Source organism: Arenimonas aestuarii (assembly GCF_054781715.1).
This window is the reverse complement of sequence record NZ_BAAGTW010000005.1, coordinates 65,319-90,914: the sequence shown is the minus strand read 5'-3', so window position 1 is coordinate 90,914 and position 25,596 is coordinate 65,319. Positions and strand designations below refer to the sequence as shown.

The 25,596-nt window shown below is 68.3% G+C and carries 23 protein-coding genes; 4 read left to right on the top strand and 19 right to left on the bottom strand.

Annotation, left to right across the window (positions count from 1 at the left end):
* Positions 1-92: 92 nt before the first annotated feature.
* The 15 genes from ACYVJH_RS09250 to ACYVJH_RS09180 all read right to left on the bottom strand — a co-directional run bounded on the left by ACYVJH_RS09250 (position 93) and on the right by ACYVJH_RS09180 (position 18,017).
* The gene (locus ACYVJH_RS09250) at positions 93-5,522 is read right to left on the bottom strand and encodes a putative Ig domain-containing protein (RefSeq protein ID WP_460454362.1); all 5,430 of its coding nucleotides are present in this window, start codon (positions 5,520-5,522) and stop codon (positions 93-95) included.
* A 170-nt stretch (positions 5,523-5,692) separates the two neighbouring features.
* On the bottom strand, positions 5,693-6,979 hold the full coding sequence (purD, locus tag ACYVJH_RS09245; protein ID WP_460454361.1) for a phosphoribosylamine--glycine ligase: 1,287 nt from the start codon (positions 6,977-6,979) through the stop codon (positions 5,693-5,695).
* 34 nt (positions 6,980-7,013) lie between these two features.
* A complete protein-coding gene (locus ACYVJH_RS09240) occupies positions 7,014-7,463 on the bottom strand; it encodes a hypothetical protein (protein ID WP_460454360.1) in 450 nt (149 codons plus the stop codon).
* On the bottom strand, positions 7,463-9,031 hold the full coding sequence (purH, locus tag ACYVJH_RS09235) for a bifunctional phosphoribosylaminoimidazolecarboxamide formyltransferase/IMP cyclohydrolase (protein ID WP_460454359.1): 1,569 nt from the start codon (positions 9,029-9,031) through the stop codon (positions 7,463-7,465). Before purH ends, ACYVJH_RS09240 begins: the two co-directional genes overlap by 1 nt.
* Positions 9,032-9,068: 37 nt before the next feature.
* Complete coding sequence (fis, locus tag ACYVJH_RS09230; protein ID WP_188665584.1) at positions 9,069-9,350, bottom strand: DNA-binding transcriptional regulator Fis; 282 nt, start codon at positions 9,348-9,350, stop codon at positions 9,069-9,071.
* 112 nt (positions 9,351-9,462) lie between these two features.
* Complete coding sequence (locus ACYVJH_RS09225; RefSeq protein WP_460454358.1) at positions 9,463-9,981, bottom strand: DUF3426 domain-containing protein; 519 nt, start codon at positions 9,979-9,981, stop codon at positions 9,463-9,465.
* Between the two features lie 18 nt (positions 9,982-9,999).
* Positions 10,000-10,905 (bottom strand): 50S ribosomal protein L11 methyltransferase, encoded by a 906-nt coding sequence (gene prmA / locus ACYVJH_RS09220; RefSeq protein ID WP_460454357.1) that lies wholly within the window; start codon positions 10,903-10,905, stop codon positions 10,000-10,002.
* A gap of 45 nt (positions 10,906-10,950) precedes the next feature.
* Positions 10,951-11,631 carry a hypothetical protein gene (locus ACYVJH_RS09215; RefSeq protein WP_460454356.1) on the bottom strand — a complete coding sequence of 227 codons (681 nt, stop codon included), beginning with the start codon at positions 11,629-11,631 and terminating at the stop codon, positions 10,951-10,953.
* Positions 11,628-12,341 carry a hypothetical protein gene (locus tag ACYVJH_RS09210; RefSeq protein WP_460454355.1) on the bottom strand — a complete coding sequence of 238 codons (714 nt, stop codon included), beginning with the start codon at positions 12,339-12,341 and terminating at the stop codon, positions 11,628-11,630. Before ACYVJH_RS09210 ends, ACYVJH_RS09215 begins: the two co-directional genes overlap by 4 nt.
* Before the next feature lie 60 nt (positions 12,342-12,401).
* The gene (gene accC, locus ACYVJH_RS09205; protein ID WP_460454354.1) at positions 12,402-13,769 is read right to left on the bottom strand and encodes an acetyl-CoA carboxylase biotin carboxylase subunit; all 1,368 of its coding nucleotides are present in this window, start codon (positions 13,767-13,769) and stop codon (positions 12,402-12,404) included.
* Positions 13,770-13,779: 10 nt separating this feature from the next.
* Complete coding sequence (gene accB / locus ACYVJH_RS09200) at positions 13,780-14,256, bottom strand: acetyl-CoA carboxylase biotin carboxyl carrier protein (RefSeq protein ID WP_460454353.1); 477 nt, start codon at positions 14,254-14,256, stop codon at positions 13,780-13,782.
* 39 nt (positions 14,257-14,295) lie between these two features.
* Entirely contained in the window at positions 14,296-14,730 is a 435-nt protein-coding gene (gene aroQ, locus ACYVJH_RS09195) for a type II 3-dehydroquinate dehydratase (RefSeq protein WP_460454352.1), read from the bottom strand.
* A 100-nt stretch (positions 14,731-14,830) separates the two neighbouring features.
* Positions 14,831-15,385 (bottom strand): TlpA family protein disulfide reductase, encoded by a 555-nt coding sequence (locus ACYVJH_RS09190; protein WP_460454351.1) that lies wholly within the window; start codon positions 15,383-15,385, stop codon positions 14,831-14,833.
* A complete protein-coding gene (locus tag ACYVJH_RS09185) occupies positions 15,382-17,520 on the bottom strand; it encodes a protein-disulfide reductase DsbD family protein (protein WP_460454350.1) in 2,139 nt (712 codons plus the stop codon). The genes ACYVJH_RS09190 and ACYVJH_RS09185 overlap by 4 nt, the downstream gene beginning before the upstream one ends.
* A 116-nt stretch (positions 17,521-17,636) precedes the next feature.
* Entirely contained in the window at positions 17,637-18,017 is a 381-nt protein-coding gene (locus ACYVJH_RS09180; RefSeq protein ID WP_188665567.1) for a helix-turn-helix domain-containing protein, read from the bottom strand.
* Positions 18,018-18,361: 344 nt separating this feature from the next.
* Here ACYVJH_RS09180 and ACYVJH_RS09175 point away from each other — a divergent pair, with 344 nt between their 5' ends.
* From ACYVJH_RS09175 to groL, 3 genes are all read left to right on the top strand, one after another.
* Positions 18,362-18,844 (top strand): hypothetical protein, encoded by a 483-nt coding sequence (locus ACYVJH_RS09175; protein WP_460454349.1) that lies wholly within the window; start codon positions 18,362-18,364, stop codon positions 18,842-18,844.
* Between the two features lie 142 nt (positions 18,845-18,986).
* Positions 18,987-19,274, top strand: a complete 288-nt coding sequence (groES, locus tag ACYVJH_RS09170) for a co-chaperone GroES (RefSeq protein ID WP_188665563.1) — start codon at positions 18,987-18,989, stop codon at positions 19,272-19,274.
* Positions 19,275-19,337: 63 nt separating this feature from the next.
* A complete protein-coding gene (groL, locus tag ACYVJH_RS09165) occupies positions 19,338-20,993 on the top strand; it encodes a chaperonin GroEL (protein WP_188665559.1) in 1,656 nt (551 codons plus the stop codon).
* Positions 20,994-21,071: 78 nt separating this feature from the next.
* Here groL and ACYVJH_RS09160 read toward each other — a convergent pair whose 3' ends face one another.
* The 4 genes from ACYVJH_RS09160 to ACYVJH_RS09145 are packed head-to-tail and all read right to left on the bottom strand — an operon-like array spanning position 21,072 to position 24,900.
* On the bottom strand, positions 21,072-22,304 hold the full coding sequence (locus ACYVJH_RS09160) for an adenylate/guanylate cyclase domain-containing protein (protein WP_460454348.1): 1,233 nt from the start codon (positions 22,302-22,304) through the stop codon (positions 21,072-21,074).
* Between the two features lie 60 nt (positions 22,305-22,364).
* Entirely contained in the window at positions 22,365-22,856 is a 492-nt protein-coding gene (locus ACYVJH_RS09155; protein WP_460454347.1) for a RidA family protein, read from the bottom strand.
* Positions 22,853-23,320, bottom strand: a complete 468-nt coding sequence (locus ACYVJH_RS09150; RefSeq protein ID WP_460454346.1) for a c-type cytochrome — start codon at positions 23,318-23,320, stop codon at positions 22,853-22,855. Before ACYVJH_RS09150 ends, ACYVJH_RS09155 begins: the two co-directional genes overlap by 4 nt.
* Positions 23,317-24,900, bottom strand: coding sequence for a flavin monoamine oxidase family protein (locus ACYVJH_RS09145; protein WP_460454345.1), 1,584 nt, complete (start codon positions 24,898-24,900; stop codon positions 23,317-23,319). The genes ACYVJH_RS09150 and ACYVJH_RS09145 overlap by 4 nt, the downstream gene beginning before the upstream one ends.
* 221 nt (positions 24,901-25,121) lie before the next feature.
* Here ACYVJH_RS09145 and ACYVJH_RS09140 point away from each other — a divergent pair, with 221 nt between their 5' ends.
* Complete coding sequence (locus tag ACYVJH_RS09140; protein ID WP_460454344.1) at positions 25,122-25,571, top strand: hypothetical protein; 450 nt, start codon at positions 25,122-25,124, stop codon at positions 25,569-25,571.
* Positions 25,572-25,596: the final 25 nt, after the last annotated feature.

The window sequence follows — 25,596 nt, the reverse complement described above, 5'->3', positions numbered from 1 at the left end:
AAGCCTAGCCAAAAACTTGGGTCGGGAACATATGCGCAAGAAGAAGGGGCCGGTTTCCCGGCCCCTTAAGGGTCACGCGGTTGGTGGCTACGTCAGAACTGCTTTTGCACGTTCACCTGGACGCCGTGGTCCTCGCCGTCGCCGCCGAGCTGGCCGCGGTACTCCACGCGCCAGTTCCAGCCGGTGTTGGTGTCGAACATCGCGCCCAGGCCGGCCACGAAACGATTGCGATCGAAGCGGCTGGCGGCGACTCCGTAGACCGGGCCACCGGGCAGGTCGGCATAACCCAGTTCGGCCAGCGAGCGGCCGGACAGGTCCTGCTGGTACTCCAGGCGCAGCTGCGGGGTGAAGCTGCCCCAGCTCCTGGCCCGCCGCCAATCCATGCGCAGGCCAAGCGTGGCGACGCTGGTGTCCACGTCCATCGGGGCGTAGGCCAGCGCCAGCAGCGGGTGACCCGATTCCACGTAGCGGTCCAGCGACGCGTGCGCGGTGTCGTAACGCAGGTAGGGCGCGATGAGCATGCCGTCGCGGTCGATCTCCGAGCCGGCGGTGACGGACGCGAACCATTGGTCGCCGTCACGGCGGCCGGTCACGAACCCGTTCGTTGCCACCAGGTAACGGCGCAGGTCGAAACGCAGGTCCTGCAGACCCAGCACGCCGTCGAGGAAGAAATGCCGTCCCGGATGCCAGCTGGCGTATGCGGCGAGGGTGCGGGCCGAGCCTTCGACGCGGCTGCCGTCGTTACCGACTTCCACTTCGTCCTGGCCCCAGCCAAGGCCGGCACCGATCACGAAGTCTTCGGTCACCCGGTAATCCAGGCCGGCGCTGAGGCCATCGGATTCGAAGTCCAGGCCGGCGCGGCCGGGGCTTGCATCGAGCTTGCCCGAGCGGATCATGCCGCCGATCCAGCTGCCGAACCGACCCGTTGCGTCGTCCCCGGCCGCGGGCGTGGCGTACCCGTCGCCATTGTTCGCGCCGGTGTCCGCACCGCCGCCCAGGCCGAAGGCCTGGCTGCAGGCGTCGGGCAGGTGGCCCACCAGCGGCTGTTCGCAGCGTCGGTCGGCGGCAAAGGCGAGGTTCGCCTGGCTGCCACCGCCGCCGCGGTGAAGTTGTTCCAGGCGCTGGTGGAAGTTGGCCACCTGGGCCAGCGCGAAACGACGTGCCGAATTGGCCTGGGCGTCGATCATGCCGACCACGTCCGGGTCCTGGCTGGGATCCGGCCGCTCCTGCACGGTGACTTCCAGCACCGTGACATCGGAGGTCGCGAAGGCGTTGTCGACCGTGAACTCAATTGTCGCCACGCCGGTGAACGCGGGGTCGGGCGTAAAGGTCAGCAGGAAGCCCTGGCCGCCCGGCGCCAGCGTGGCCGTACCGGCGGTGGCAGGTGAGATCGTCAGGATATCCGCGGCGGTGAAGGGACCCCCGCTGGCTCCGGCAGTGATGTCGACCGTGACCGGCGTGGCCGGGGCGGTGCTCACCGCCTGCGCCACCGGCATCGGCAGCGGGTTGACCGTCACCCTCACCGTCGCCGGTGCCGAGGTCCCGCCGGCGCCCGTGGCGACGTAGGTGAAACTGGCCGAAGACACGCCCTGGGCCGGCGCGGTGTATTCGATCTCCAGGCCCGCCACCGTCGCCGTGCCGTCCGCGGGGAGCGAGGCCAGGCTGATGCCGGTGATCGGGGTCAGGCTGGTGTCGTTGGCGGTGACCGCGATGCTGACCGTTTCACCGGCGAGCACGGTGGCCACGTCGTCCGCCACTTCGGGTGGCGCCTCGACGATGTCGACTACGTAGGCGCGGTCGAGCGAGGCCGGCGTGCCGGCCGTGCTGTCGGTCACCGTCACGGTGAAGCCGAAGCTGCCCGTTGCGGTCGGCGTACCCGTCAACTGGCCGCCGGTCCCAAGGGCCAGGCCATCGGGCAGGCTGCCCGCAGTGACCGCGTACTGGTAGGGCGCGATGCCGCCGCTGGTGCTCAAGGTCGCGGCATAGCCGATGCCCACGGTGCCGCCAGGCAAGCTTGCGGGCTGCAGGTCGAGGTTGGGTACGGCGACCAACAGCGCATAGGCCTGCGTTCCGACCTGTCCGTTGGCATCGGTGGCCGTCAGGGTGGCGTTGAAGCTGCCACTGGAGGTGGGTGTGCCGCTGATCTCGCCCGAGCTGGCAAGGGACAGGCCCGGCGGCAGGCTGCCGGACGAGACGGTGAAGGCGTGTGGGCCGACACCACCGGAGGCCGACAGCGCGGCCGCATAGGCCTGGCCGGCGATGGCGTCGGGCAGCGTGGCCGGTGTGATCGTGATCGCCGGCGCGGGTACGTCCAGCGTGTAGTTGACCACCACCGTGAACGGCGCCCCGGTACCACCGAGGCCGGTGTCGGTGGCGGTCACGGTGATCGGGTAGCTGCCGGGCGCGGTCGGCGTGCCCGAAAGCGTATTGCCCACGAACGACAGTCCCGCCGGCAGTGTCCCGGTGAGCGCGTAGCTGAAGCTGCCCGAGCCGCCCGAGGCGGTGAAGGCCTGGCTGTAGGCCACCGCATAGGGCGCATTGAGCGTGCCCGCCGCGGGCGTCATGTCCAGCAGCGGCGGCGCGACCACCAGGGTGTAGGCCTGGTCGCCGGTCTGGCCATTGGCGTCGGTGGCCGTCACGGTGACGTTGAAGCTGCCGCTGGAAGTGGGCGTACCGCTGATCGCGCCCGACGTGGCCAGGGAAAGGCCCGGCGGCAGGTTGCCGGACGAGACGGTGAAGGCGTGCGGGCCGACACCACCAGAGGCCGACAGCGCGGCCGGATAGGCCTGGCCGGCGATGGCGTCGGGCAGCGTGGCCGGCGTGATCGTGATCGCCGGCGCGGGCACGTCCAGCGTGTAGTTGACCGCCACCGTGAACGGCGCTCCGGTGCCACTGAGGCCGGTGTCGGTGGCGCCTACCGAAATCGGGTAGCTGCCCGGCGCGGTCGGCGTGCCCGAAAGCGTATTGCCCACGAACGACAGTCCCGCCGGCAGTGTCCCGGTGAGCGCGTAGCTGAAGCTGCCCGAGCCACCCGAGGCGGTGAAGGCCTGGCTGTACGCGGCGCCATAAGGAAGATCGAGGACACCCGTGGTCGGTGTCATCACCAGCGTAGGTGCCGCCACCACCAGGGCGTAGGACCGGGTGCCGGTCTGCCCGAAGGCGTCGGTCGCGGTGACGTCGACGGCAAAATTTCCTGCCTGCGTCGCCGTTCCCGTCAGTGCGCCATTGGCCGCCAGCGCCAGACCGGTCGGCAGGCTGCCGCCGCTGATCGAGAAGGTGTGTGGGGCCACGCCGCCACTGGCAGACAGCGCCTGGCTGTAGGCGATGCCGGCGTCGGCGTCGGGCAGGGTAGCCGGGTCAAGCACGATGCCCGGGGCCGGCACGTCGAGCGTATAGCTGGTGGATACCGAGAACGGCGCCCCCACGCCACTGACACCGGTGTCAGTGGCGGTGATGGTGATCGGGAAGCTGCCCGGCTCGACCGGCGTACCCGAGAGCGTGTCGCCCACCAGTGCCAGTCCGGCGGGCAATGTCCCGCTGAGCGAATAGCCATAGCTGCCCGATCCGCCCGACGCGCTGAAAGCCTGGCTGAAGGCGCTGCCATAGGTTGCATTGAGCGTGCCCGCCGCGGGATCAAGCGCCAGCACTGGCGGCGCGACGGTCAGTGCAAACGTATCGCCGACGACGAAAGGCCCGTTGCCGGTGCTCGAATCGGTTCCGGACACGGCGAGGTTGAACGTACCCACGGCGCCAGGCGTGCCCGAGATCGTCACGGTGTTGGCCGACGCGGCGGTGATCGACAGGCCCGCCGGCAGGCCGTTGACCTGGTAACCCGACCAGGGCTGGGCGCCACCATTGAACGTGAAGGTTTCCGTGTACAGCGTGCTTGCGGTGGTCGTCAGCGCGCCGCCGGCCGAGATGGTGGCCACCGGGTCGCTGACCTGGACCGAAACGACCGCCGCCGCCGAGGTCCCGCCGCTGTTGGTGGCGGTGTAGCTGAAACTGTCGGCGCCGGCATAACCGGGCGTCGGCTGATAGCTGATCGTCGTGCCGCTGACCGTCGCCGTTCCGTTGGCGGCCGGCGTGGTGATGGCAAGTGACGTCGGCGTGCCGCCCGACAAGGTCAGCGGCACGTTGGCCGGCGCACTGTCGTAGGGCACGGTGAGCGAGGAAGCGGTGGCCACCGGCGCCACGTCGGTCACCGTGATCGCGTAGGCACCTGACCCGGCGTATGGCCCGGTGCCGGTGCTGGAATCGGTAGCAGTGAGGGTGAAGTTGAAGGTGCCAGGCGCCGTCGGCGTGCCGCTGATGGCTCCGCTGGACGCGTTGACGATCAGGCCGCCGGGCAGCGCGCCGGCGGTGACCGCGTAGGTGTAGGGCAGGATGCCGCCGCTCGCATTGACCCCGCCGAAGTAAGCCTGGCCCAGCGTGCCGCCGGGCAGCGCGGAGGGCGACAGCGACATCGTTGGCGCACTGATGGTCAGCGCATAGGTGCGCGAACCCGAATACGGCCCGGGAAAGACGCCGTTGTCGGTGGCGCTGACGGTGAAAGCGAAACTGCCGCCAGCCGTCGGGGTGCCGGACAGCAGCCCGGCGGCCGACAGCGACATGCCCGGCGGCAGGCTGCCGGAGATGAGGGAGAACGTGTAGGGGGCGGAGCCGCCCGCGGCCGCCAAAGCCTGCGAGTAGGGCGAGGCCACCGTGCCGCTGGCGAGGGTGGTCGGCGAGACGGCGATAACCACGTCGTCGTTGAGCAGGGTGCCCGTCGCGCTGCTGGGCGAACCAAGGGTGTAGCCGCTGCCCGCGCCGAGGCTGACGGTGACTGTTTCATTGGCCTCGGCGGTGCCGTCGGCGGTCGGGTTGATGGTCACGGAGCCCGAGCTGGCGCCCGATGCGATGGCAAGGCTGGCCGTGTTCCCGGTGTAGTCGCTGCCCGGGGTGGCGGTGCCGCCGTAACTGAGCGCGATGCTCAGGTTGGAAGGCGCCGGATCGCTGAGCGTAACGGTGTAGACCAGGTTGGTGGCGCCGTCCTCGGCCACCTGGGCCGGCGACACGGTGATGCTGGCACTGGGCGTCGCCGCCGCCGGGACGTAGGCCACCTGCACTTGCCCGGCGATGGAGCCGCCCGACGGGATGCCATTGGGATCCAGCGAGGAAAAGGTTCCGTACTGGAAGATCGTGGACACATCGCTGGACGTCGTGGTGTAGGTGCCCGTGCAGGTGGTGCTTCCGAATACAGCCAGGGGCAACCCCGCGCAGGAGAACCCGGTCAGCTCGACATTCATGGTCTCCAGGGAAATCGACGTCGTGATCCGGTTGGATTGCCCGAACGTGAAATTGAAGGTGATCGATTGCCCCGCCCCGGAATAGGTCGTGGGCGTGGAGCCGGTGATGGTCATGACCTGGGCCAGCGCGGGCGAAGCCACGGCCAGCGAGGCCAGCAACAGCAGGCCGACGCGCAGGAGCTGGACCGAGGCACGCGCGAACACCGCACGCGCCCCGCGAAAGGACGTCGTCTGCATCTGGAAACTCCCCCTGAAGAGTCCGGTAGCCGGCTGGCACCGAATTGAAGCCCCGCGGGGCCAGGGCAATTGCCCGGCCCCCTCGACGGTTCGACCACGTTACAGGATGCGGCCGGGACCCGTGCTTGTTACGGGGTGTTCTGAACTACCAACGCAGGATCGGGGCAAGATCAGCCAAGCAGGCGTTCGATAGCCCGCCAGCCGATGTCGCCGCGGTAGAAGACGCCGTCCCAGTGGATGTTGTCGGCGGCGGCGTAGGCGCGGCGTTGGGCGTCGGCGATGTCATTGCCCAGGGCGCAGGCGCACAGGACGCGGCCACCGGCGGTGACCACCTGGCCGTTTTTCATGGCGGTGCCGGCGTGGAAAACCTTGGCATCGGCGCCGGGGTCGGTGCCCAGGCCGGCGATGGCGTCACCGGTGCGCGGCGTGCCGGGGTAGTTTTCCGCGGCCATCACCACACCCAGGCTCGGGCGCGGGTCCCATTCGGCCTGCACCTGGTCCAGGCGGCCTTCGATGGCGGCTTCGACCAGGTCGAGCAGGTCGCTGCGCAGGCGCAGCATCACCGGCTGGGTCTCCGGGTCGCCGAAGCGCACGTTGAATTCGATCACTTTCGGCGCGCCGTCGGCCGAGATCATCAGCCCGGCGTAAAGGAAGCCGGTGAAGGGCACCCCGTCGGCGGCCATGCCGCGCACGGTCGGTTCGACCACTTCGCGCATGATGCGCGCATGCACCTGCGGCGTGACCACCGGTGCCGGCGAATACGCGCCCATGCCGCCGGTGTTGGGGCCGGTGTCGCCGTCGCCGACGCGCTTGTGGTCCTGGCTGGTGGCCATCGGCAGCGCGGTGCCGCCGTCGACCAGCGAAATGAAGCTGGCTTCCTCGCCGTCCAGGAACTCTTCGATCACCACGCGCGCGCCGGCCTCGCCGAAGGCATTGCCTTCTAGCATTTCGGTGATGGCGGCTTCGGCTTCCTGCACCGTCATCGCCACCACTACGCCCTTGCCGGCAGCCAGGCCGTCGGCCTTGATGACGATGGGCGCGCCGTGGTCGCGCACGTGCTGCAGGGCCAGCGCCGCATCCTCGAACACGGCGTAATACGCCGTCGGGATGCCGTGGCGGGCCAGGAAGTCCTTGGCGTAGGCCTTGCTGCCCTCGAGCTGCGCGGCCGCGGCGGTGGGGCCGAAGATCGGCTGGCCGGCCTCGCGGAACCGGTCGACCACGCCCAGCACCAGCGGCGCTTCCGGGCCAACGACGGTCAGGCCGACGCCTTCGGTTTCGGCCAGGTTGAGCAGGCCGTCGACGTCGGTGGCGCGCACGTCCACGTTGCGGCACTTGGTTTCGGTGGCGGTGCCGGCGTTGCCGGGCGCGACCAGCACTTCCTGCACGCGCGGCGACTGCGCCAGCTTCCAGGCCAGGGCGTGTTCGCGGCCGCCGGAACCGATCACCAGGACTTTCATGTCTTTTCCCCGAAGCAGAAGTGTGGGCCCGGCCTCAGCGTGCGCAATCGGCCGAGGTGAGCGAGATCTCGAAAAAGCGCCTGTCCTCGGCGTCGACGAAGCGGCGCGTGATGACGACGCCGCGCGCGAGCAGGTACAGCACGTCGGGCTGGTCGCAAAGCGGCAGCATCAGGGCCTTCTCGGCCTGCGCCACCTGCGCGATGGCCGGGTCGTCGGCTTTGGCGCGGCGGTTGAGGCTGCGGATGGTCATCACCAGGTTCTGGCCTTCGAAGCCGACTTCCTCGAGCATCAGGCCAGGCGCGTATTGCTGCGGCAGGCCACGACGGAACTCTTCCAGCACGGCCTGCACCTGGCGCAGGCCCTCGCTGTCGCGTCGTTCGGCCCGGATGCGCTGGTCGACCCGCCACCAGCCGGTGGCAATGATGGCCAGGCCCGCCACGACGGCAAGCGCCACCCACCAGCGCTGGCTGGCCTTGATGGGCATCAGTGGCGGAAGTGCCGGCGGCCGGTGAAGACCATGGCCATGCCGTGTTCGTCGGCCGCGGCGATGACTTCGGCGTCGCGCATCGAGCCACCGGGCTGGATGACCGCGGCGATGCCGGCCTGCGCGGCGGCGTCGATGCCGTCGCGGAAGGGGAAGAAGGCGTCGGAGGCCATCACCGAACCCGGAACCACCAGGCCGGCTTCCTCGGCCTTGATGCCGGCGATCTTCGCACTGACCACGCGGCTCATCTGGCCGGCGCCGATGCCGACCGTCTGCAGGTCGCGGGCATAAACGATGGCGTTGGACTTGACGTACATCGCCACCTTCCAGGCAAACAGCAGGTCGCGGAGCTGGGCCTGGGACGGTGCGAGCTTGCTGACCACCTTCAGGTCGGCGGCGCCCAGCGCGTCGGTGTCGGCGTCCTGCACGAGCAGGCCGCCGGCGATGCGCTTGTATTCCAGGCCGCCGGCCGAGCGCAGCTCGCCGCAGGCCAGTACGCGCACGTTGGGCTTTTTCGCGAAGGCCGGGAGTGCATCGGCGGCGATGGCCGGGGCGATCACCACTTCGACGAACTGGCGCTTGAGGATCTCCGCGGCCGTGGCCGCATCGAGCTCGCGGTTGAAGGCGATGATGCCGCCGAAGGCCGAGGTCGGGTCGACGGCGTGGGCGCGGTCGTAGGCGGCCATCAGGCTGTCCGCGACGGCGACGCCGCAGGGGTTGGCGTGTTTGACGATGACGCAGGCCGGCGCGTCGAAAGCCTTTACGCACTCGAGCGCGGCGTCGGCATCGGCGAGGTTGTTGTAGCTGAGCTCCTTGCCCTGCAGGAAGCGCGCGGTGGCGACGATGCCGGCGCCGGCGCCGGCTTCGACGTAGAGCGCGCCGCGCTGGTGCGGGTTTTCGCCATAACGCAGGGCCGAAGCGAGTTGCAGCGAAGCGTGGAAGGTTTTCGGCCAGGCTTCGGGTTCGTCCGGGTTGTCTGCCCGCGGCGACAGCCACTGGGCGATCTGGCCGTCGTAGGCGGCGGTGTGCGCGTAGGCCTTGGCCGCCCAGGCGCGGCGCATGGCGGCGGTGGTGCCGCCGGCCTGCAGCGCCTCGAGCAGGACGTCGTATTCGGACGGGTCGACCACGACGCTGGTGCGGGCGTGGTTCTTGGCGGTGGCGCGCAGCATCGCCGGGCCGCCGATGTCGATGTTCTCGATGGCGTCGTCGTAGCTGCAGCCGGGTTTGGACACCGTCTGCACGAAGGGATACAGGTTGACCACCAGCAGGTCGATCGGCGCGATGCCGTGTTCGGTCATCACCGCGTCGTCGGTGCCTTCGCGGCCGAGCAGGCCACCGTGGATCTTCGGGTGCAGGGTCTTGACCCGGCCGTCCATGATTTCCGGGAAACCTGTGACGTCGCTGACGTCGCGTACCGGCAGGCCGGCGTCACGCAGGGCCTTGGCGGTGCCGCCGGTGGAAAGCAGGTCGACGCCCAGCGCGTGCAGGCCGCGGGCCAGTTCGACCACGCCGGTCTTGTCGGAAACGGATAGCAGCGCGCGGCGGACGGGTTGGCGGTCGGCAGTCATCGGGCACCTCATGGGGAGGGCCGCGATTATACCGGCCTCAGGCCAGGCCGTAGGCCTTGAGCTTCTTGCGCAGGGTGGCGCGGTTGATGCCCAGGCAGGCGGCGGCGCGACTCTGGTTGCCTTCGCAGTGGCGCATCACTTCGGCGAAGAGCGGCAGTTCGATCTCGCGCAGGACCACTTCGTACAGGTCGTCGGGATCACAGCCATTGAAGTCGTGCAGGTAGCGGCGCACCGAACGGGAAACGTGCTCGCGCAGGGGCGTGTGGCCGCTGGGCGTCGTCTGATTGGTTTCCGCTCTGGCGGCGGTCGGGACATTCACTTCGGGGGCGCTCCACTGTTCTTGTCCGCTTCCGTGCGGAACCCGCCGGCCGGGCGACGGGGGAGCAGAGTCTACGTCAATCCTGCTGACCCCGCGACTGCCTTTTGCGACGTCAGTGGAAGTCGAACGTAAAGGCCACGGCCCGCTGGCCGGGGTCGAGTATTTCCAACGTGGCGCTGGCCGACTGGCCCGGCGCGATCAGTTCGGTCGCCGGCGGGCTACCCAGGTATTCGTGCGGCTGGAAGCGGCGCAGGCCCAGCGCATTGCCGTCGATGTCGTGCAGCGCGAGTTCCATCACCGGCCAGGGCTGGGCCCAACGGGCGTCGTTGCGGAAGCTGGTGGTGATCAACAGGGCGCGGTTGTCCTGCGGATGCCGGCGCACTTCGCGGCTGGTCACGCGGAAAGCGCCGGGTTCGTGCCAGGCCGGCAGCCCGCAGCCGAGCACGCCGCACAGACTTTCCAGCCGCGGCCGCCAGGCCGGGTCCGTGGCCAGGCGGGCACGGTCGGCCAGCATCAGCTGCAGCGCCAGGCTCGCGACCAGCACCGCTGCCAGCGCCCACCATCCCCACGGGCGGGGCCTGCGCGGTGCGGGAACGTCGGGAGCGGCGAAACGCGGGGGGCGGGGCGGCATGGCGCGAAGGATACCGGCTCAGCCGGCGCGGCGTCGGCCGGTGATGCGCATCCAGTCGCCTTCCTGCACGGCCTGCAGGTCGTCGAACCAGGCGGCGTAGCGTTCAAGCAGCGCCGGTTCCTGCCCATGCAGGATGCCGGACAGTGCGATCACGCCGCCCGGCTGCACGCGCGCGGCCAGGGTGTCGGCCAGGGCATCGAGTGCCACGGCCAGGATGTTGGCGACCACTACCGGATACGTGGCGGGCGGTTCGTCTTCGGGCGCGAACACGGCAAGCCGGTCGCCCACGCCGTTGCGTTCGGCGTTGTCGGCGGTGGCGGAAAGCGCCTGCGGGTCGTTGTCGACGCCAACCGCGCGGTCGGCGCCCAGCTTCAGCGCGGCCAGGGCCAGGATGCCGCTGCCGCAGCCAAAATCGAGCACGGTCTTGCCGGCCAGGTCGAGGGAATCGAGCCAGGCCAGGCACAGCGCCGTGGTCGGGTGGGTGCCGGACCCGAAGGCCAGGCCGGGGTCGAGGCGCACGATGGCGCCGCCTTGCGATTCCGTTGGCGCGTCCATGTTCCAGGGCACGATCCAGGTGCGGCGCCCGAAGGACAGGGGTTCGTACTGGTCCATCCAGGCGCGCTCCCAGTCCTGGTCGGCGACTTCGCGGAACTGTGCGTCGGCCAGGTCGAGCCCGCTGTCGAAGGCGTCCAGCGCATGCAGCACCAGTTCCGGCACGGTGTCGGCCGGGAACAGCGCCAGCAGGGTGATGTGCGGCCACAGCGGCAGCTCGCCCACGCCCGGCTCCAGCAACGCCCGCTCGTTGGGCGTGCTGGCATCGGCATCGAGCAGGGTGACCGACAGCGCGCCGATGTCGGCCAGCGCATTCTCTGCGCGGGCTTCGTCCTGCTCGCGGACGGTCAGGGCAAGTTCGAGGAAGGGCATGGCGGCCGGGGTGGGGGCGGGGCCGCCATTGTCGCATTGCCGCGTTCAGGCGTCGCCGTCGGGGTCCTGCTCCAGACACCGATAGGTGAGCACGGCATGTGTTTGTGGAACGCGGGCTTTGAGTTTTTCGCCGTCCGCCGTTTCCGGATACCCGCGGGGCCCGGACTCCGTTGCGGTCTCGATGCGCTCAATGACCAGGGGGCCCTGGGCGCAGTCCTCGGTATAGGCCTGCCGGACGAAGTCGCCGATCAGGCGATTGACGACATCCACGGTGCGGTCCTGGTCTGTCATCGGCATCGCGCTTGCGGCCAGGTAGTCCTTGCCTGCCGGCAAGGGGATCACGTCGAACGTGGAGCTCCCGGCTTCTACGATCCGATGGTTCGGCAGCAGGCCCAGTTGGCAGGTCACCTTTATCGAAAGCGGCTGGCCCGGCACGGGGCGCTCGTTGCCGAGCGGGAAGTCTTCCCGGCCCTCACCCATGCCATAACCCTGTCCCCCGCAGTGTTCGGCGGTGAGTGCCATCATCAGCGCCACCGCGTGGTCGGTGAAGGTATGGCGCGCGTCGCCAGCAATGCTCAGCCTGAATTGCCTGGCGCCGTTGCCGGCGGGCTCGAGTTCGACGATTTCGACATCCCCGGCCAGTTGCTGGGCGGGTGGCACGCCGTTGCTGCAGGCGGCGAGGCCCGCGGCAACCACGAGAAGGATTGCGGCGAGCGATCGGTTCATGACGGGTTTTCCTCGAGTTCCTGCTCCGGGTTTGGCCTTTCAGGCGCCGCGGACGCCCTGTCCATGCATCCGTACTCGGCGCCCAGGTAGGCGTGGCCGGTCGCCGGCGTTCGCGATTCCGGCGTATCCGGCGCCAGGACCACGATTTTCCGGAAGTGCACGCCGGTGGCTCCGCACTCCCGGTTGCCGCGGGCCAGCATGTAGCCCAGGGCCTTGTGCAGCGCGCTGTACTTTGGATTGAGTTCGCCATAGCTGACGCGCGTCATCTGGTGGCGTGACGGGTCGAACGGGCCGTCGCCACTCAACTCACGTCGCAGGCGATCGAATGCTTCGTCCTGGGTGATCGCAGGCTCGATCACGATCTCCTGCGGGAAGGCGACTTCACACTGGGCCCGAAGTTCGAAGACGGTGGCAGCCGGGTAAACCACGCCGGCTGGATCCTTCGCCAGGCCTTCCTGGCTCGGCGACATGTCGAGGATGCTGAAGTTGGCACCTTCGGGACAGACCTGGTTGTCGGCGAAGAACAGGGCCATGGCATCGACCCAGGTGGCTTCCGTCCCGGATTTCGTGCGCAGGATGAAGGTGCCGGCATTCGGGTCCGTCGGATCAAGCTCCCGGCTGACCGCCGTGAACTGACGGGACCGGTCCATCCTGGCGGCGGTGTCGGCGGCCGTTTTGGCGACCTCGCAGCCGGCAAGGATCACTGCCATCGTTAGCGAAAGCAGAAAAAATCCCACGCGTTTCAAGGGTTTGACTCCGGGTCGGGCGGTTCAGCCCAACCCTATCGCTTTTTCCTTGCGCTCCGCCAGCCGCTTTTCCAGGTAGTGGATGTTGGTGCCGCCCTGCTGGAAACCGACGTCGGCCATGATGCGCTGCTGAAGCGGCACGTTGGTCTTGATGCCGTCGACGACCATTTCGCTGAGCGCCACCTTCATGCGCGCGATCGCGGTGGCGCGGTCGGGGCCATGCACGATCAGCTTGCCGATCATCGAATCGTAGTTCGGCGGCACCTTGTAGCCTTCGTAGATGTGGCTGTCCACGCGCACGCCGGGGCCACCCGGGGCGTGGAAGTGGCGGATCAGGCCGGGGCTGGGCAGGAAGTTCTCCGGGTCCTCGGCATTGATGCGGCACTCGATGGCATGGCCGTTGATGCGGATGTCGTCCTGGCGGATCGACAGCTTCTCGCCGCTGGCGATCAGCAGCTGCTCCTTCACCAGGTCCACGCCGGTGATCATTTCCGTCACCGGGTGTTCGACCTGGATGCGGGTGTTCATTTCGATGAAGTAGAAGCGGCCGTTTTCGTAAAGGAACTCGAAGGTGCCGGCGCCGCGGTAGCCGATGCGCACGCAGGCTTCGGTGCAGATGCGGCCGATTTCGGCGCGCTGCTCGTCGGTGATGCCCGGGGCCGGCGCTTCTTCGACCACCTTCTGGTGGCGACGCTGCATCGAACAATCGCGCTCGCCCAGGTGGATGGCATTGCCCTGGCCGTCGGACAGCACCTGGATCTCCACGTGGCGCGGGTTTTCCAGGAACTTCTCCATGTAGACCATGTCGTTCGAAAACGCGGCCTTGGCTTCCTGGCGCGTGGCGGCAATGGCCGTCAGCAGCGCGCCCTCGGTGTGCACCACGCGCATGCCGCGGCCGCCGCCGCCGCCGGCGGCCTTGATGATCACCGGGTAGCCGATTTCGCGGCCGTGCGACAGGCATTCGGCATCGTCTTCGGGCAGCGGGCCGTTGGAGCCGGGCACGCAGGGCACGCCGGCGTCCTTCATGGCGCGGATGGCCTCGACCTTGTCGCCCATCATGCGGATGACGTTGGCGGTCGGGCCGATGAAGACGAAGCCGGACTTCTCGACGCGCTCGGCGAAGTCGGCGTTTTCACTCAGGAAGCCGTAACCGGGGTGGATGCCCTGGGCGTCGGTGACCTCGGCCGCGGCGATGATCGCCGGGATGTTGAGGTAACTCTCGGACGAGGGCGCCGGGCCGATGCAGACCGACTCGTCGGCCATCGCCACGTGCTTGAGATTGCGGTCCACGGTGGAGTGCACCGCCACCGTCTTGATGCCCAGGGCGTGGCAGGCGCGCAGGATACGCAGCGCGATCTCGCCGCGGTTGGCGATGACGATTTTTTCCAGCATGGGCCGGTCCTCAGCTTATGACGAACATGGGCTCGTCGAATTCGATCGGCTGGCCGTTCTCGACCAGGATCGCGCGCACCGTGCCCGAGACGTCGGCCTCGATCGGGTTGAACATCTTCATGGCTTCGATGATGCCCAGCGTGTCGCCGGCCTTGACCTGCTGGCCGACCTTGACGAAGGGCGGCTTGTCCGGGGCCTGCGCCTCGTAATAGGTGCCCACCATCGGCGAACGCACCGTGTGGCCGTCCGGGATGTCCTTGGTGGACTTGCCCACGGCTTCGGCCGACAGGGCGGCCGGGTTGGCCGGGGCGGCCGGGCGCGGGGTTTCGACGTGGTGCACCGCCGGCGCGGGCGCCGACATCACGCTGTAGCCGCCCGAAGGCACGCGCGCCAGACGCACGGATTCCTCGCCTTCCTTGATTTCGATCTCGGAGAGGTTGGATTCCTCGAGCAGGTCGATCAGCTTCTTTATCTTGCGAAGGTCCATGACGGCCTCGTCTTGTTGGTGATGGGGTTGGGAAGTGGCTCAGAGCCGCGCGATGGCGGCTTCAAGCGCGTAGGCGTAGCTGTCGGTGCCGAAGCCGCTGACCAGCCCGACCGCCAGGTCGGTGAAATAGCTGGTGTGGCGGAACGGTTCGCGCGCATGCGGGTTCGACAGGTGCACTTCGATGAAGGGCAGGGCGACCGCCGCCAGGGCGTCGCGCAGCGCCACCGAGGTGTGCGTGAAGGCGGCCGGGTTGACCAGCAGGAAGGCGGTGCCGTCGCCGCGGGCGGCCTGCACCCGGTCCACCAGCGCGTGCTCTGCGTTGGACTGGAAGGTTTCGAGCTGATGGCCGGCTTCGCCGGCGCGGGCGGCCAGGCGGGCATTGATGTCGTCCAGGCGGGCATGGCCATAGATGCCCGGCTCGCGTTCGCCGAGCAAGTTCAGATTGGGCCCATGCAGTACCAGGATGTTAGCCACGCCATGCCTCTCCCCGAGGGACGCACAGTCTGGGGGCAGGGTGGGGGCGTTGTCCAGACGATCGCCGCGACTTAGCCGCTTTTAACGGGCGTTTGAATTCTCAGGGCCGGGCCCATTCGCGCACCGATTCGGCATCGGGGAAGGCGCCGTAGTGGGTCTTGAGCAGCCGGCCCTCGGCATCCAGAAGCACCGTGTAGGGCAGGATGCCGCGCCGGTTGCCCAACTGCACGGAACTATCGCCCGGTCCCGGGTTTTCCACCAGCAATTGGAACGCGACCGGCACCTCGTCCAGGAAGGCCAGGGCCTCGTCGCGGCTTTCCAGGGCGATGCCGACCACTTTGATGCCATTGCCGCCCTGTTGTCGGGAGAAGGCGTCCAGGACGGGCATTTCCTTGCGGCAGGGGCCGCACCAGCTGGCCCAATAGTTGATGAGCCGGGTCCGGCCCGGGCCGGTGACGGTCACCGGGTCGCCGTTGCGCAGGTCGGGCAGGGTGAGCGGGGGCGCGAGTTCACCCACCGCGGTGACCACCATGCCGGGCGGCGCCGGTTTTTCCTCCGGCCACAGCGCCCGCTGGCCCAGCCACCAGCCCAGCCAGGCCGAAATCCCGCCCAGCAGGATGATCGCGCCCCAGGTGAACACGGCATCGCGCCTCATCGCGCGGCTTCCTCCAGGGCGGCCTCGACCATGCCCTGGGTCAGGATGGTCGGCAGCACGCGTGGTTCTCCCTGGCGCGGGTAAACCACGTACAGCGGCACGCCGACGGCCTTGTGCGATTCCAGGAAAGCGGTGATCTCCGGATCCACGTCGGTCCAGTCACCCTTCATGTAGACCGCGCCGGCACGCTCAAGCGCCGCCTTGAAGGCGTCCCGGCCGAGCACGGTGCGTTCGTTGGCCTTGCAGCTCACGCACCAGTCCGCGGTCATGTTGACGAACACCACGCGGCCGTCGCGGCGCAGCTGTTCCAGACGCTGGGCCGAATAGACGACGGCGCCGTCGGCGCTGGCCTCGGCGCGCACCGGCACCGGCATGCGCTGCACGGCCACCACCGGCCACAGCGACAGCGCGATGACCAGCGCGGCCAGGGTCTTGGCGGCCACGCCTTTCCAGCGCGCCTTTTCCCACAGCCACAGGCCCAGGCCCAGGCCGACCACGCCGACCAGCGCCAGGCCGATGGCGTCGGCGCCGCGCTGCTTGGCCAGCACCCACAGCAGCCACACGGCGGTGAGGTACATGGGGAAGGCCAGCAGATGCTTGAAGGTTTCCATCCAGGCGCCGGGCTTGGGCAGCCTGGCCGCCAGCGCCGGCACGAAGCCGATCAGGAGGAAGGGCAGGGCCAGGCCCAGGCCCAGCGCCAGGAACACGCCGATGGCCACGGCCGGCGAGGCCGCGAAGGCGAAGGCCAGCGCCGAGCCCATGAACGGTGCCGTGCACGGACTTGCGACCACGACCGCGAGCACGCCGGTGAAGAAGTCGCCGGCCGGGCCGGATTTCTGCGCCAGCGACTGGCCGGTGCCGGCCAGGGTGGCGCCGAAGGCGACCACACCCGACAGCGACAGGCCGATGGCCACCATCACCAGCGCCAGCGCCGTGATCACGCCCGGCTGCTGCAGCTGGAATCCCCAGCCCAGGGCCAGTCCGGCCTGGCGCAATGACAGCGCCGCGGCGCCGACCAGGGCGAAGCTGGCCAGGACGCCGGCGGTGTACCAAAGCGCCTGCGAACGGGCCTTGCGGCGATCGCCGCCGCCCTGCGCCAGCGACAGCGCCTTGAGGGAAAGCACCGGCAGCACGCAAGGCATCAGGTTGAGGATGACGCCGCCGCCCAGGGCCAGCAGCAGGGCCAGCCAAAGGGCCGGCGTGGCTTGGGACCCTGTTCCGGCCGATGCCGGCGGGACCGCGACGCGACCACCGGCCGGCAGCTCGAGCGCGACTTCGCGGGTCATCGGCGGATAGCAGATGCCGTCGGTCTGGCAGCCCTGGAAGGTCGCGACCACGGTCACCGGCACCGCATCGCCGTGTTCCCGGCGCAGCGGCAGCGGGGCATCCACGGTGTCGAAATAAACCTGGACGTCGCCGAAGTGTTCGTCGAAATGCGATGTCGCGGGGGGCCAGCCGATCGGCCCGGCCGACACGCCGTCGCCGCGCACTTCAACGCCGCTGCGGTCGCGGTACAGGTAATAACCCGGTGCCGGCGTGAAGCGCAGCAGCAGCTGGTCGGCGCTGTCGACGATGACTTCGAAGCGGAAGGCTTCCGCTTCCGGCAGCGGCAGTGCGTCCGTGGCGCCGCTGCCGGTGGCGAAGACGTCACTGCCGCGTGTACCCAGCAGGTCCAGGCCGGTGGCCGGCGCCGCGCCCGGCGCGGCCGCGGGCAGCGATACCCGCAGGGTCTTGGCATGTGGCGGGTAACACACGCCCAGGTCGGCGCAGCCCTGGTACTTCACCCTGAGCTCGACGACCGTGGTGCCGTCGGCCGCGGCGCCGGTCAGTACGCCGGTGACGGCGTCGCGGTAGGTTTCAACGTCGCCGAAGAACTCGTCGGTATAGGCAATGCCGTCGGGCAGTTGCAGCGGATTGACCTTGAAGCCCGTGGAAAGTACTTCGGCGCCCATGCGGTGCCGGTACAGGTAATAGCCGTCGGCGATGTCCCAGTGCAGTTCGATGCGGCCGCGATCGCTGGCGGTCGCGGTCAGCGCGAAGGCTTCGTCGATCGGCAGCAGGTCGGCCTCGTCCACGGCCTGTGCCATGGGGGCGAAACCAATCAGGGCCAGCAAGGCCAACAGCCTAAGGGTCATTCGGGATCTCGGTCAGGGGCGGGCAATACACGGGGGCGGGCGCCAAGGCGCCGCCCCCGTCAGACCGCCAGTATCCCCGGAAGTTCGTTGCCCTGGCGAGGTCGCGAACGAAACGCTCAGGCCCGGGCGGTCATGGCCTCGACAAAATCCACCAGGGGCTGCTGCTCCGGATTGCGCAGCGACCGGAAGGCGACCAGCAGGCGCTCTTCCAGTCCGCACTGGGCGTAGAAATTGAGCAGCATCGCCGGGGTTTCCTGCGAATCGTCCTCGCTGCCTCCGCCCACCCAGCGGCTGCCCCGGCCGGTGGCCAGCCATTCGAAGCTGACCACGGTGGCCATGGCGATCTTGGCCATGTTGTCGGTGGTTGGCCGGGCGCCGTCCTTGCGTTCCCACTGGGCCACTGCGCTGCGGGCCACGCCGACCGCGAAGGCCAGCTCCGATTGCGACAAGGACGCGCCCCGGCGCGCCTGCCTGATTCGATTGAATAGATGTGTCATGGATGTTTCCCCGAAAAGCCCTGCAAGGATCCGTGATGCCCGGTTTTGCTAACCAGGTCAGCACAATTGCCCAGAACCGGTGCATCTGCCCTAACCCCCTTTGCTTTGGATGGGCAGGCACCGGAGTTTCCGGGTGGCTGGTAAGCCCTGCTTAGCAGGGCGCCGCCGATGTGGGTGCCTCAGGCACCGTCCGGGGCGTTGACCCCGAACCCCGTCACCATGCTGTAGTCACGCCGAAGCCCTTGTTGCACCGGGCTTTTGGCGTGTCCATGCGGGTCGCCGTGCACTGTCCGATTGTAGAACCAAGCGCGGCCTGGAAAGCAACACTTCCCTGGGGGGGATGGATGACGAAGTGGGGAGTGGTTCTGGCGATGGCCTGGGGGGTGGATCTCACCCTGCGATGGCAGGGGCACCTGGCGCCGCCGGGGCTGGCCATCCTGTCCTGGGCAGGCCTGCAGCCGGTGGCCGTGCCGGATGCCGGACTGCGGCTTGCCGGCCTGGGCCCCCTGTCGTCGGACGCCGTGCTGCTTTCGCTGGCGCTGCTGGCGACGGCAGCCTTCGTGCTGACCCAGGCCATGATGGACCCGCCTCGCGACCGGGTTTTCCGCGCCGGCCTGCTGGCCGCGCTCGGGGCGGTGGCCTGGACCGGCCTGGACCTGCTCGAGGGCCTGGTCTTCGGCATCCGGATCCAGACCCTGGCCTGGCAGCCCGGAAACCATGCGGCCAGCTATTTCGGCCTGGGCGACCTGGTCCTGCCCCTGCTGCTGGTCGTCCTGACGGCGTGCTGGCTGGCCCAGCTGTGGCGAGGACTGCGCCGGGGGTCTTGAAAGGCCGGGCCAGGACCCCATCTAACCGGGGCCGCGGCGCTTCCGGTGCGACCGGCGCGCGCGTATCATTGGCACTCACTGGGGCCGAGTGCTAACAGCACAGGCCCATGTTGTTGAAACTAAAGGACTAACGAGGACACTCATGAACATCAAGCCGCTCTACGACCGTGTGGTCATCAAGCGTATGGAAGAGGAAAAGATGTCCGCTGGCGGCATCGTCATTCCGGACTCGGCCACCGAAAAGCCGATCAAGGGTGAAGTGGTCGCCGTCGGCGCCGGCAAGGCGCTCGACAACGGCTCGACCCGCACCCCGTCGGTGAAGGTCGGCGACAAGGTGCTGTTCGGCAAGTACGCCGGCACCGAGGTCAAGCTCGACGGCACCGAGTTCCTGGTGGTCAAGGAAGACGACATCCTCGCCATCCTCGGCTGATAACGCGCCTTCCGCGCGACCAGTCATCCCCCTCAATTCAAAGCATTCCGGAGAAATACAGAAATGGCAGCCAAGGAAATTCGTTTCGGTGAAGACGCCCGCGCGCGCATGGTGAAGGGCGTCAACACCCTCGCCAATGCCGTCAAGGCCACCCTGGGCCCGAAGGGCCGCAACGTCGTGCTCGACAAGAGCTTCGGCGCCCCCACGATCACCAAGGACGGCGTCAGCGTCGCCAAGGAAATCGAGCTGGCCGACAAGTTCGAGAACATGGGCGCCCAGATGGTCAAGGAAGTCGCTTCCAAGACCTCCGACATCGCCGGTGACGGCACCACCACCGCCACCGTGCTGGCGCAGGCCCTGATCCGCGAAGGCATGAAGGCGGTCGCCGCCGGCATGAACCCGATGGACCTCAAGCGCGGCATCGACAAGGCGGTCATCGCCGCCGTCGCCGAGCTCAAGACCCTGTCCAAGCCCTGCTCGACCAGCAAGGAAATCGCCCAGGTCGGTTCGATCTCGGCCAACTCCGATGGCGACATCGGCGAGCTGATCGCCAAGGCCATGGACAAGGTCGGCAAGGAAGGCGTGATCACCGTTGAAGAAGGCTCGGGCCTGGAGAACGAACTCGACGTCGTCGAGGGCATGCAGTTCGACCGCGGCTACCTGTCGCCGTACTTCATCAACAACCAGCAGTCGATGTCGGCCGAGCTCGAAGACCCGTTCATCCTGCTCTACGACAAGAAGATCTCGAACGTGCGCGAGCTGCTGCCCGTGCTCGAGGGCGTGGCCAAGGCCGGCAAGCCGCTGCTGATCGTCGCCGAGGAAGTCGAGGGTGAAGCCCTGGCGACCCTGGTGGTGAACACCATCCGCGGCATCGTCAAGGTCTGCGCCGTGAAGGCCCCGGGCTTCGGCGACCGTCGCAAGGCGATGCTCGAGGACATGGCCATCCTGACCGGCGGCACCGTGATTTCCGAGGAAGTCGGCCTGCAGCTCGAGAAGGCCACCATCAAGGACCTCGGCCGCGCCAAGAAGATCCAGGTCACCAAGGAAAACACCACCATCATTGATGGCGCCGGTGTTGCCGACGGTATCCAGGCCCGCATCAAGCAGATCAAGGCGCAGATCGAAGACACCTCTTCGGACTACGACCGCGAGAAGCTGCAGGAGCGCGTGGCCAAGCTGGCCGGCGGCGTGGCCGTCATCAAGGTCGGTGCCTCGACCGAGATCGAGATGAAGGAAAAGAAGGCCCGCGTCGAAGACGCCCTGCACGCCACCCGCGCTGCCGTTGAAGAAGGCATCGTCCCGGGCGGCGGCGTGGCGCTGCTGCGCGCCAAGGCCGCGATCAAGGGCCTGGAAGGCGCCAACGTCGACCAGAGCCACGGCATCAACATCGCCCTGCGCGCGATGGAAGCGCCGCTGCGCGAGATCGTCACCAACGCCGGCGACGAGCCGTCCGTCATCCTCAACAAGGTTGTCGAGGGCAAGGGTGCGTTCGGTTACAACGCCGCCAACGGCGAGTACGGCGACATGATCGAGTTCGGCATCCTGGACCCGACCAAGGTGACCCGCACCGCGCTGCAGAACGCCGCGTCGATCGCCGGCCTGATGATCACGACCGAAGCCATGGTCGCCGAAGCCCCGAAGAAGGACGAAGGCGGCGCCGCCGGTGGCATGGGCGGCGGCATGGGTGGCATGGGCGGCATGGGTGGCATGGACTTCTAAGTCCCCGCGCCAATGCGTCAGGTATGACCACGGAGCCCGGCCTTGTGCCGGGCTTCGTGCTTTGTTGCGCGCAGGCTCCTAGGCCACGCCACCGGTCGTGTGCAGGTCATGCGTGCCGTCCAGACCCTTGAGCGGCACGGCGGCGACCACCCGTGTCGGCACGCCGGATGCCCTGGCGAAGCCCTCACTCATCAGCAGCGCTTGCTGCTGGACGCCGCATTGGGCCTCGATGCGCGCGGCTACGTTGACCGCATCGCCAATCACGGTGAAGTCCACCCGCCGATGGTTGCCAATGTTGCCAAACTGGAAGCGCCCGAGATGCAGGCCGACGCCGTGCTGCAGGCCGAGATCGGCTTCAGCCAGCCCGCTGCTGGCCGTTTCCACCGCCGCGAGCGCGCGCCGGCAGGCATCGCCGCCGGGTTCGCCGGCAGCGACCGGGAAAATCGCCAGGATGGCGTCGCCGATGAACTTCAGGATGTCTCCGCCGTGGACATGAATCGCCTCTACCAGCACTGCGTAGTAGCGGTTGAGCAGCGACACCAGCTGGTCCGGCGGCAGCTGCCGGGACAGGTTCGAATAGCGACGGATGTCCGAAAACCAGATGGCGCCGTCCATCGTCAGCATGCTGCCGGGGCTGAGGTTGCCGCGGCGGATTTCGGTCGCCGGTCCGGCGCCCACGTAGCAGCGCAGGACGCTGTCCAGCACCACGTCCTTGATGGCGCTGTCCAGCAGCGACTCCAGCACGACCAGCGTGTCAGCGATGTGAGCCAGCGCGACACGATCGAAACCTCCGGAATGCCGGGTGACCAGGCTGATCATGCCGTCGGTCCGCCGCAGCTGGAACGCGGCGTAGTGGGTGGCACCCTGCGCGGCCAGGTCGTCGAGCACCGGGAAGCGACGCGTCCGGTTGCCGGCGGCCGGGGCGATGCGCAGGCTCAGCCGGTCACCGCCGGATTCGCGCAGGGCGTAAAACGGGCTGCGCACGAACTGCGGGGTCTCGCGGGCGCCGTAATGCAGGAACGCCTCCTCAACCGTGCAGCCGTCGAGGTGCTGGCAGCTGCGATGGACCAGTGCCGGCGAGGGGAATGGCCCAGGCTCGACATGGTCGGCCTGCCAGACGTAGCGAAGGCCCTTGATCTGCGGATGCAGAGTGGTCAGCGACAGGTTGGCGCGGAACACCGACAGTCCCTCAGCGTGCAGGAAGCGGCAGTAACGATGAACCAGCCCGGCAACGTCCCCGGGCGGATCAGACAACCGTTCGCGCTGCCACTCGAGCAGTCGGCGGTAACGCGATCGCGCGCCGGTTCTCATGGCGCCAGCATACGCTGGTATCGACGCCGACAATCCCAACCGGACCTGCCGAGACTTGCCTCAGGGCCGGACCGCGGTGACCTCGATTTCCACCAGGAAACCGGGGTTGGCCAGGGCCGCGACCTGCATGGTCGAACGCGCCGGCAGGTTGGGCTGCTCCTCGGTGCCGAAGAACTGCACGTAGCCCTTCATGAAACCAGCGAAGTCCATCCGGCCCTCATTCGCGGGGTCGCCCACGAGGAAAGCCTGCATCTTCACCACGTCGCCCATGCTCAGGCCCATGCCCTCGAGCTGGGCTTTGATGCGGCCGAGCACCGCCACCGTCTGGGCTTCCGTGTCGCCGTAGGCCGCGATGCTGTTGGCGGGTTCGTCGGCGTTCGCCACCGGCGGCACCGCGCCGCTGAGGTAAACCGTGGTGCGGCCGGCCGGCACTTCCACCGCCGCGGCGATCGGGAAGTTGCTGTTGGGAATCTTGTGCCGCACGACGTCGGCGCCGGAGGCCAGGGCCGGGGCAAGCACAAGCAGGGCAAGCAGGCAGATACGGGATTTCATCGACGGTCTCCGGTGGGGTCGCGCAGGGCCGCGACGTCGGCGGCGCTGATCGGGTCGGGATAGTTGTTGCCAAGATTGGTGCGCAGGTAGTTGACCACCGCGGCCACCTGTTCGTCATCCATCCACGACTGCGCCACGAACAGTTCCTGGTTGCGGTCGCTGCCGAAGGCCGGCATGTTGCGCCGTCCCTTGAGGATGGTGACGGCCAGGTAGGGCGCCGAGGCGGCCTTGGGATTGGCGGCCAGCGCGGGATAGTTGCCCGCGCCGTTGGCGCCGCGGCCTTCGGGCATGTGGCAGCCCTGGCAGACCTGTTCATAGATCGCCTTGCCGTCGCTGGCCTGGATCCTGCCGTCCACGGACGCGCGCTGCGACAGCGCGTCGGAGGCCGGTTCGTCCTGGCTGATGGCGGGCAGTGCCGCCAGGCCCAGGGCCAGCAGGCCGCCTTGGATGATCCGGGTCTTCATGCCTTTTCTCCCGTTGCCACGGCGCGCTGGTGCAGCCGGGTGATGGCGCTGAGCGCCGAGTTGACCGCACCTTCCTGCCAGGCCGGCTGGTGGGACGCATGCTCGCCGGCCAGCACGATGCGGCCGTCGAAGCCGCACAGGTTGGCGTAGTGCTGTTCGCGCAGCGCTTCGGTCCACAGCGCGAAACAGCCCATCGCGCTGGGCACGCGATGCCAGGACACGGCAACGCCGTTCTCGAATTCCTCGGGATACTGCGGGTGCAGCCGGCTGCCCTGCTGCACCGCCTGCGCCACCCGCTGCGCCGGCGACATGGCGTTGAAACGATCGGCATCGTGTCCCCACACGTAGGCGCCCAGCAGCACCGCCTTGCCCGGCGACTGGTAACCATGGCTGGGGTAGCCGATGGTGCCGATGGGCTGCGAGGTGTAGCTGATGCCGCCGTAGATGTGCTCGTCTTCTTCCCAGAATCGACGCTTGAACTGCAGGCCGACCTTGGTGGAGCCGGCATAGGGAATCGCGCTGATCGCATCGGTCATCGGCTGGCCGACGTTCATCGGGATCTGGCCAAGCACCGAAAGCGGGATCGTACATACGCACCAGTCGGCGCGCGCGGTCTGCGTGCCGCCGGGCGCCGCGGTGTCCTCGTAGGTGGCGGTGACCCCGGATTCGTCCTGGCGGATGTCGAGCACCTTGGCGCGGTAGCGGATGATGTCGCCCAGCTCGCGGCCGAAGGCTTTCGCGATCGCGTCCATGCCGCCGACGGGCTGCATCAGCGTGCTCTGCATGTCGTAGAGCTCGCCCAGCGGCAGGAAACCCCAGAGTCCGGACTGCAGGACATCCGAGGGCTTGATCGGGTTCGAATACACCGGCGCGCCCGACGGCCCGCCGCCCGGTGTCTTGGCGTAGCCGCGCCGGTCGTTGCTTTCGTGGCCGCCGACGTAGCGGTAGTCCTTGTCGAGCGCGCCCCACCACTGCAGCGAGGCGAGCAGGATTTCCCGGTCCTCGGCCGACACCGGCGCGTCCAGCGCACCACCGCGGCTCGCCTTGGCCAGCAGCTCGGCGACCTGGCCCTGGTAGTCGGCCTTGATGGTGCGCAGGCGCTGCGGCTTGCCGCCGAAGGCCACCGGGTCGTGCAGCAGGGCGTTGTAGTTGACCTGTACGAAATTCTCGAGCGCCACGCCGAGCCGCCGGCAATAACCCAGGATGCCGTGGTGGTGGTGCGGCAGGCGCCAGGGTCCGGGATTGATGTACTGGCCGGGCGCGAAGCCGCAGTCCTGGGTGTCGCCGCCGAGTTCGGTGTAGCGGTCGCCGCCGCGCAGGGTCCACACGCGGCCACCGGGGCGGTCGTTGAACTCCAGGACCTGAACGCGGTAGCCGGCGTCGCGCAGCTCGAGTGCGGCCACCATGCCGGCGATGCCGGCGCCGAGCACCAGCACCGATGCGCCGCGCGGGGCGCTGCCGAGTTTCGGGAAACCGCTGAAGCTGCTTTCGGCGGCGAAACCCAGGCTGGTCATCGCCTGGTACATGACCGCGCTGCCGCCGGCCAGGCCGATCAGGCGAAGCAGTTGCCGGCGGGACATCGTGCCGGCGCCTGCCGGGAGCTGACGGGGTTCCACTGTCATCGTGCAGCTCCAAGGCTATTTGAGAGAAGCTAACGGCGTGGAGCGAGCAAGACGGCCAATTCTCGTCCCGGACAGGAAAAGTGCTTCCGCGCCGGCGTTTTTCGATGTGAACGCGGGGTCGCCGGGTGTAGGTTCCGCGACGGGACACTGCCGTCCCGCCAAACCACCAGGGGAACACCATGAAGACGATCTGCAAGCTGCTTGCGCTGTCGCTGCTGCTTTCCGCGGCGTCCGCGTGGGCCCAGCTCAAGCCCTACACCGACTACGAGCCGAGCCAGGAAGTGACGCACATCACGACGATCCAGGTGCACGCCAACATGATCGACGATTACCTTGAAGGCATCCGCGGAACCTGGGTGGCCTCGAACAAGGTGGCCAAGGAGCTGGGGCACATCAAGGACTATTCGGTCTACGTGAGCGAGCTCCCGAACTCGGGCGATTTCAACGTCGTGCTGGTGCAGACCTTCGAGTCGGCCGAGCAGATGAAGCCCTCGAAGGAACGCTACGACGCCTTCATGAATGCCTGGGGCAAGGCCAACGAAGCCAAGACCCGCGAGATGGTGAAGAACTACCCGGCGATGCGCGACATCACCGGCGAGTACCAGCTGCGCCGCATCACCTTCAAGTAAGTCCCGCATCCATGCGCCTGGCGTC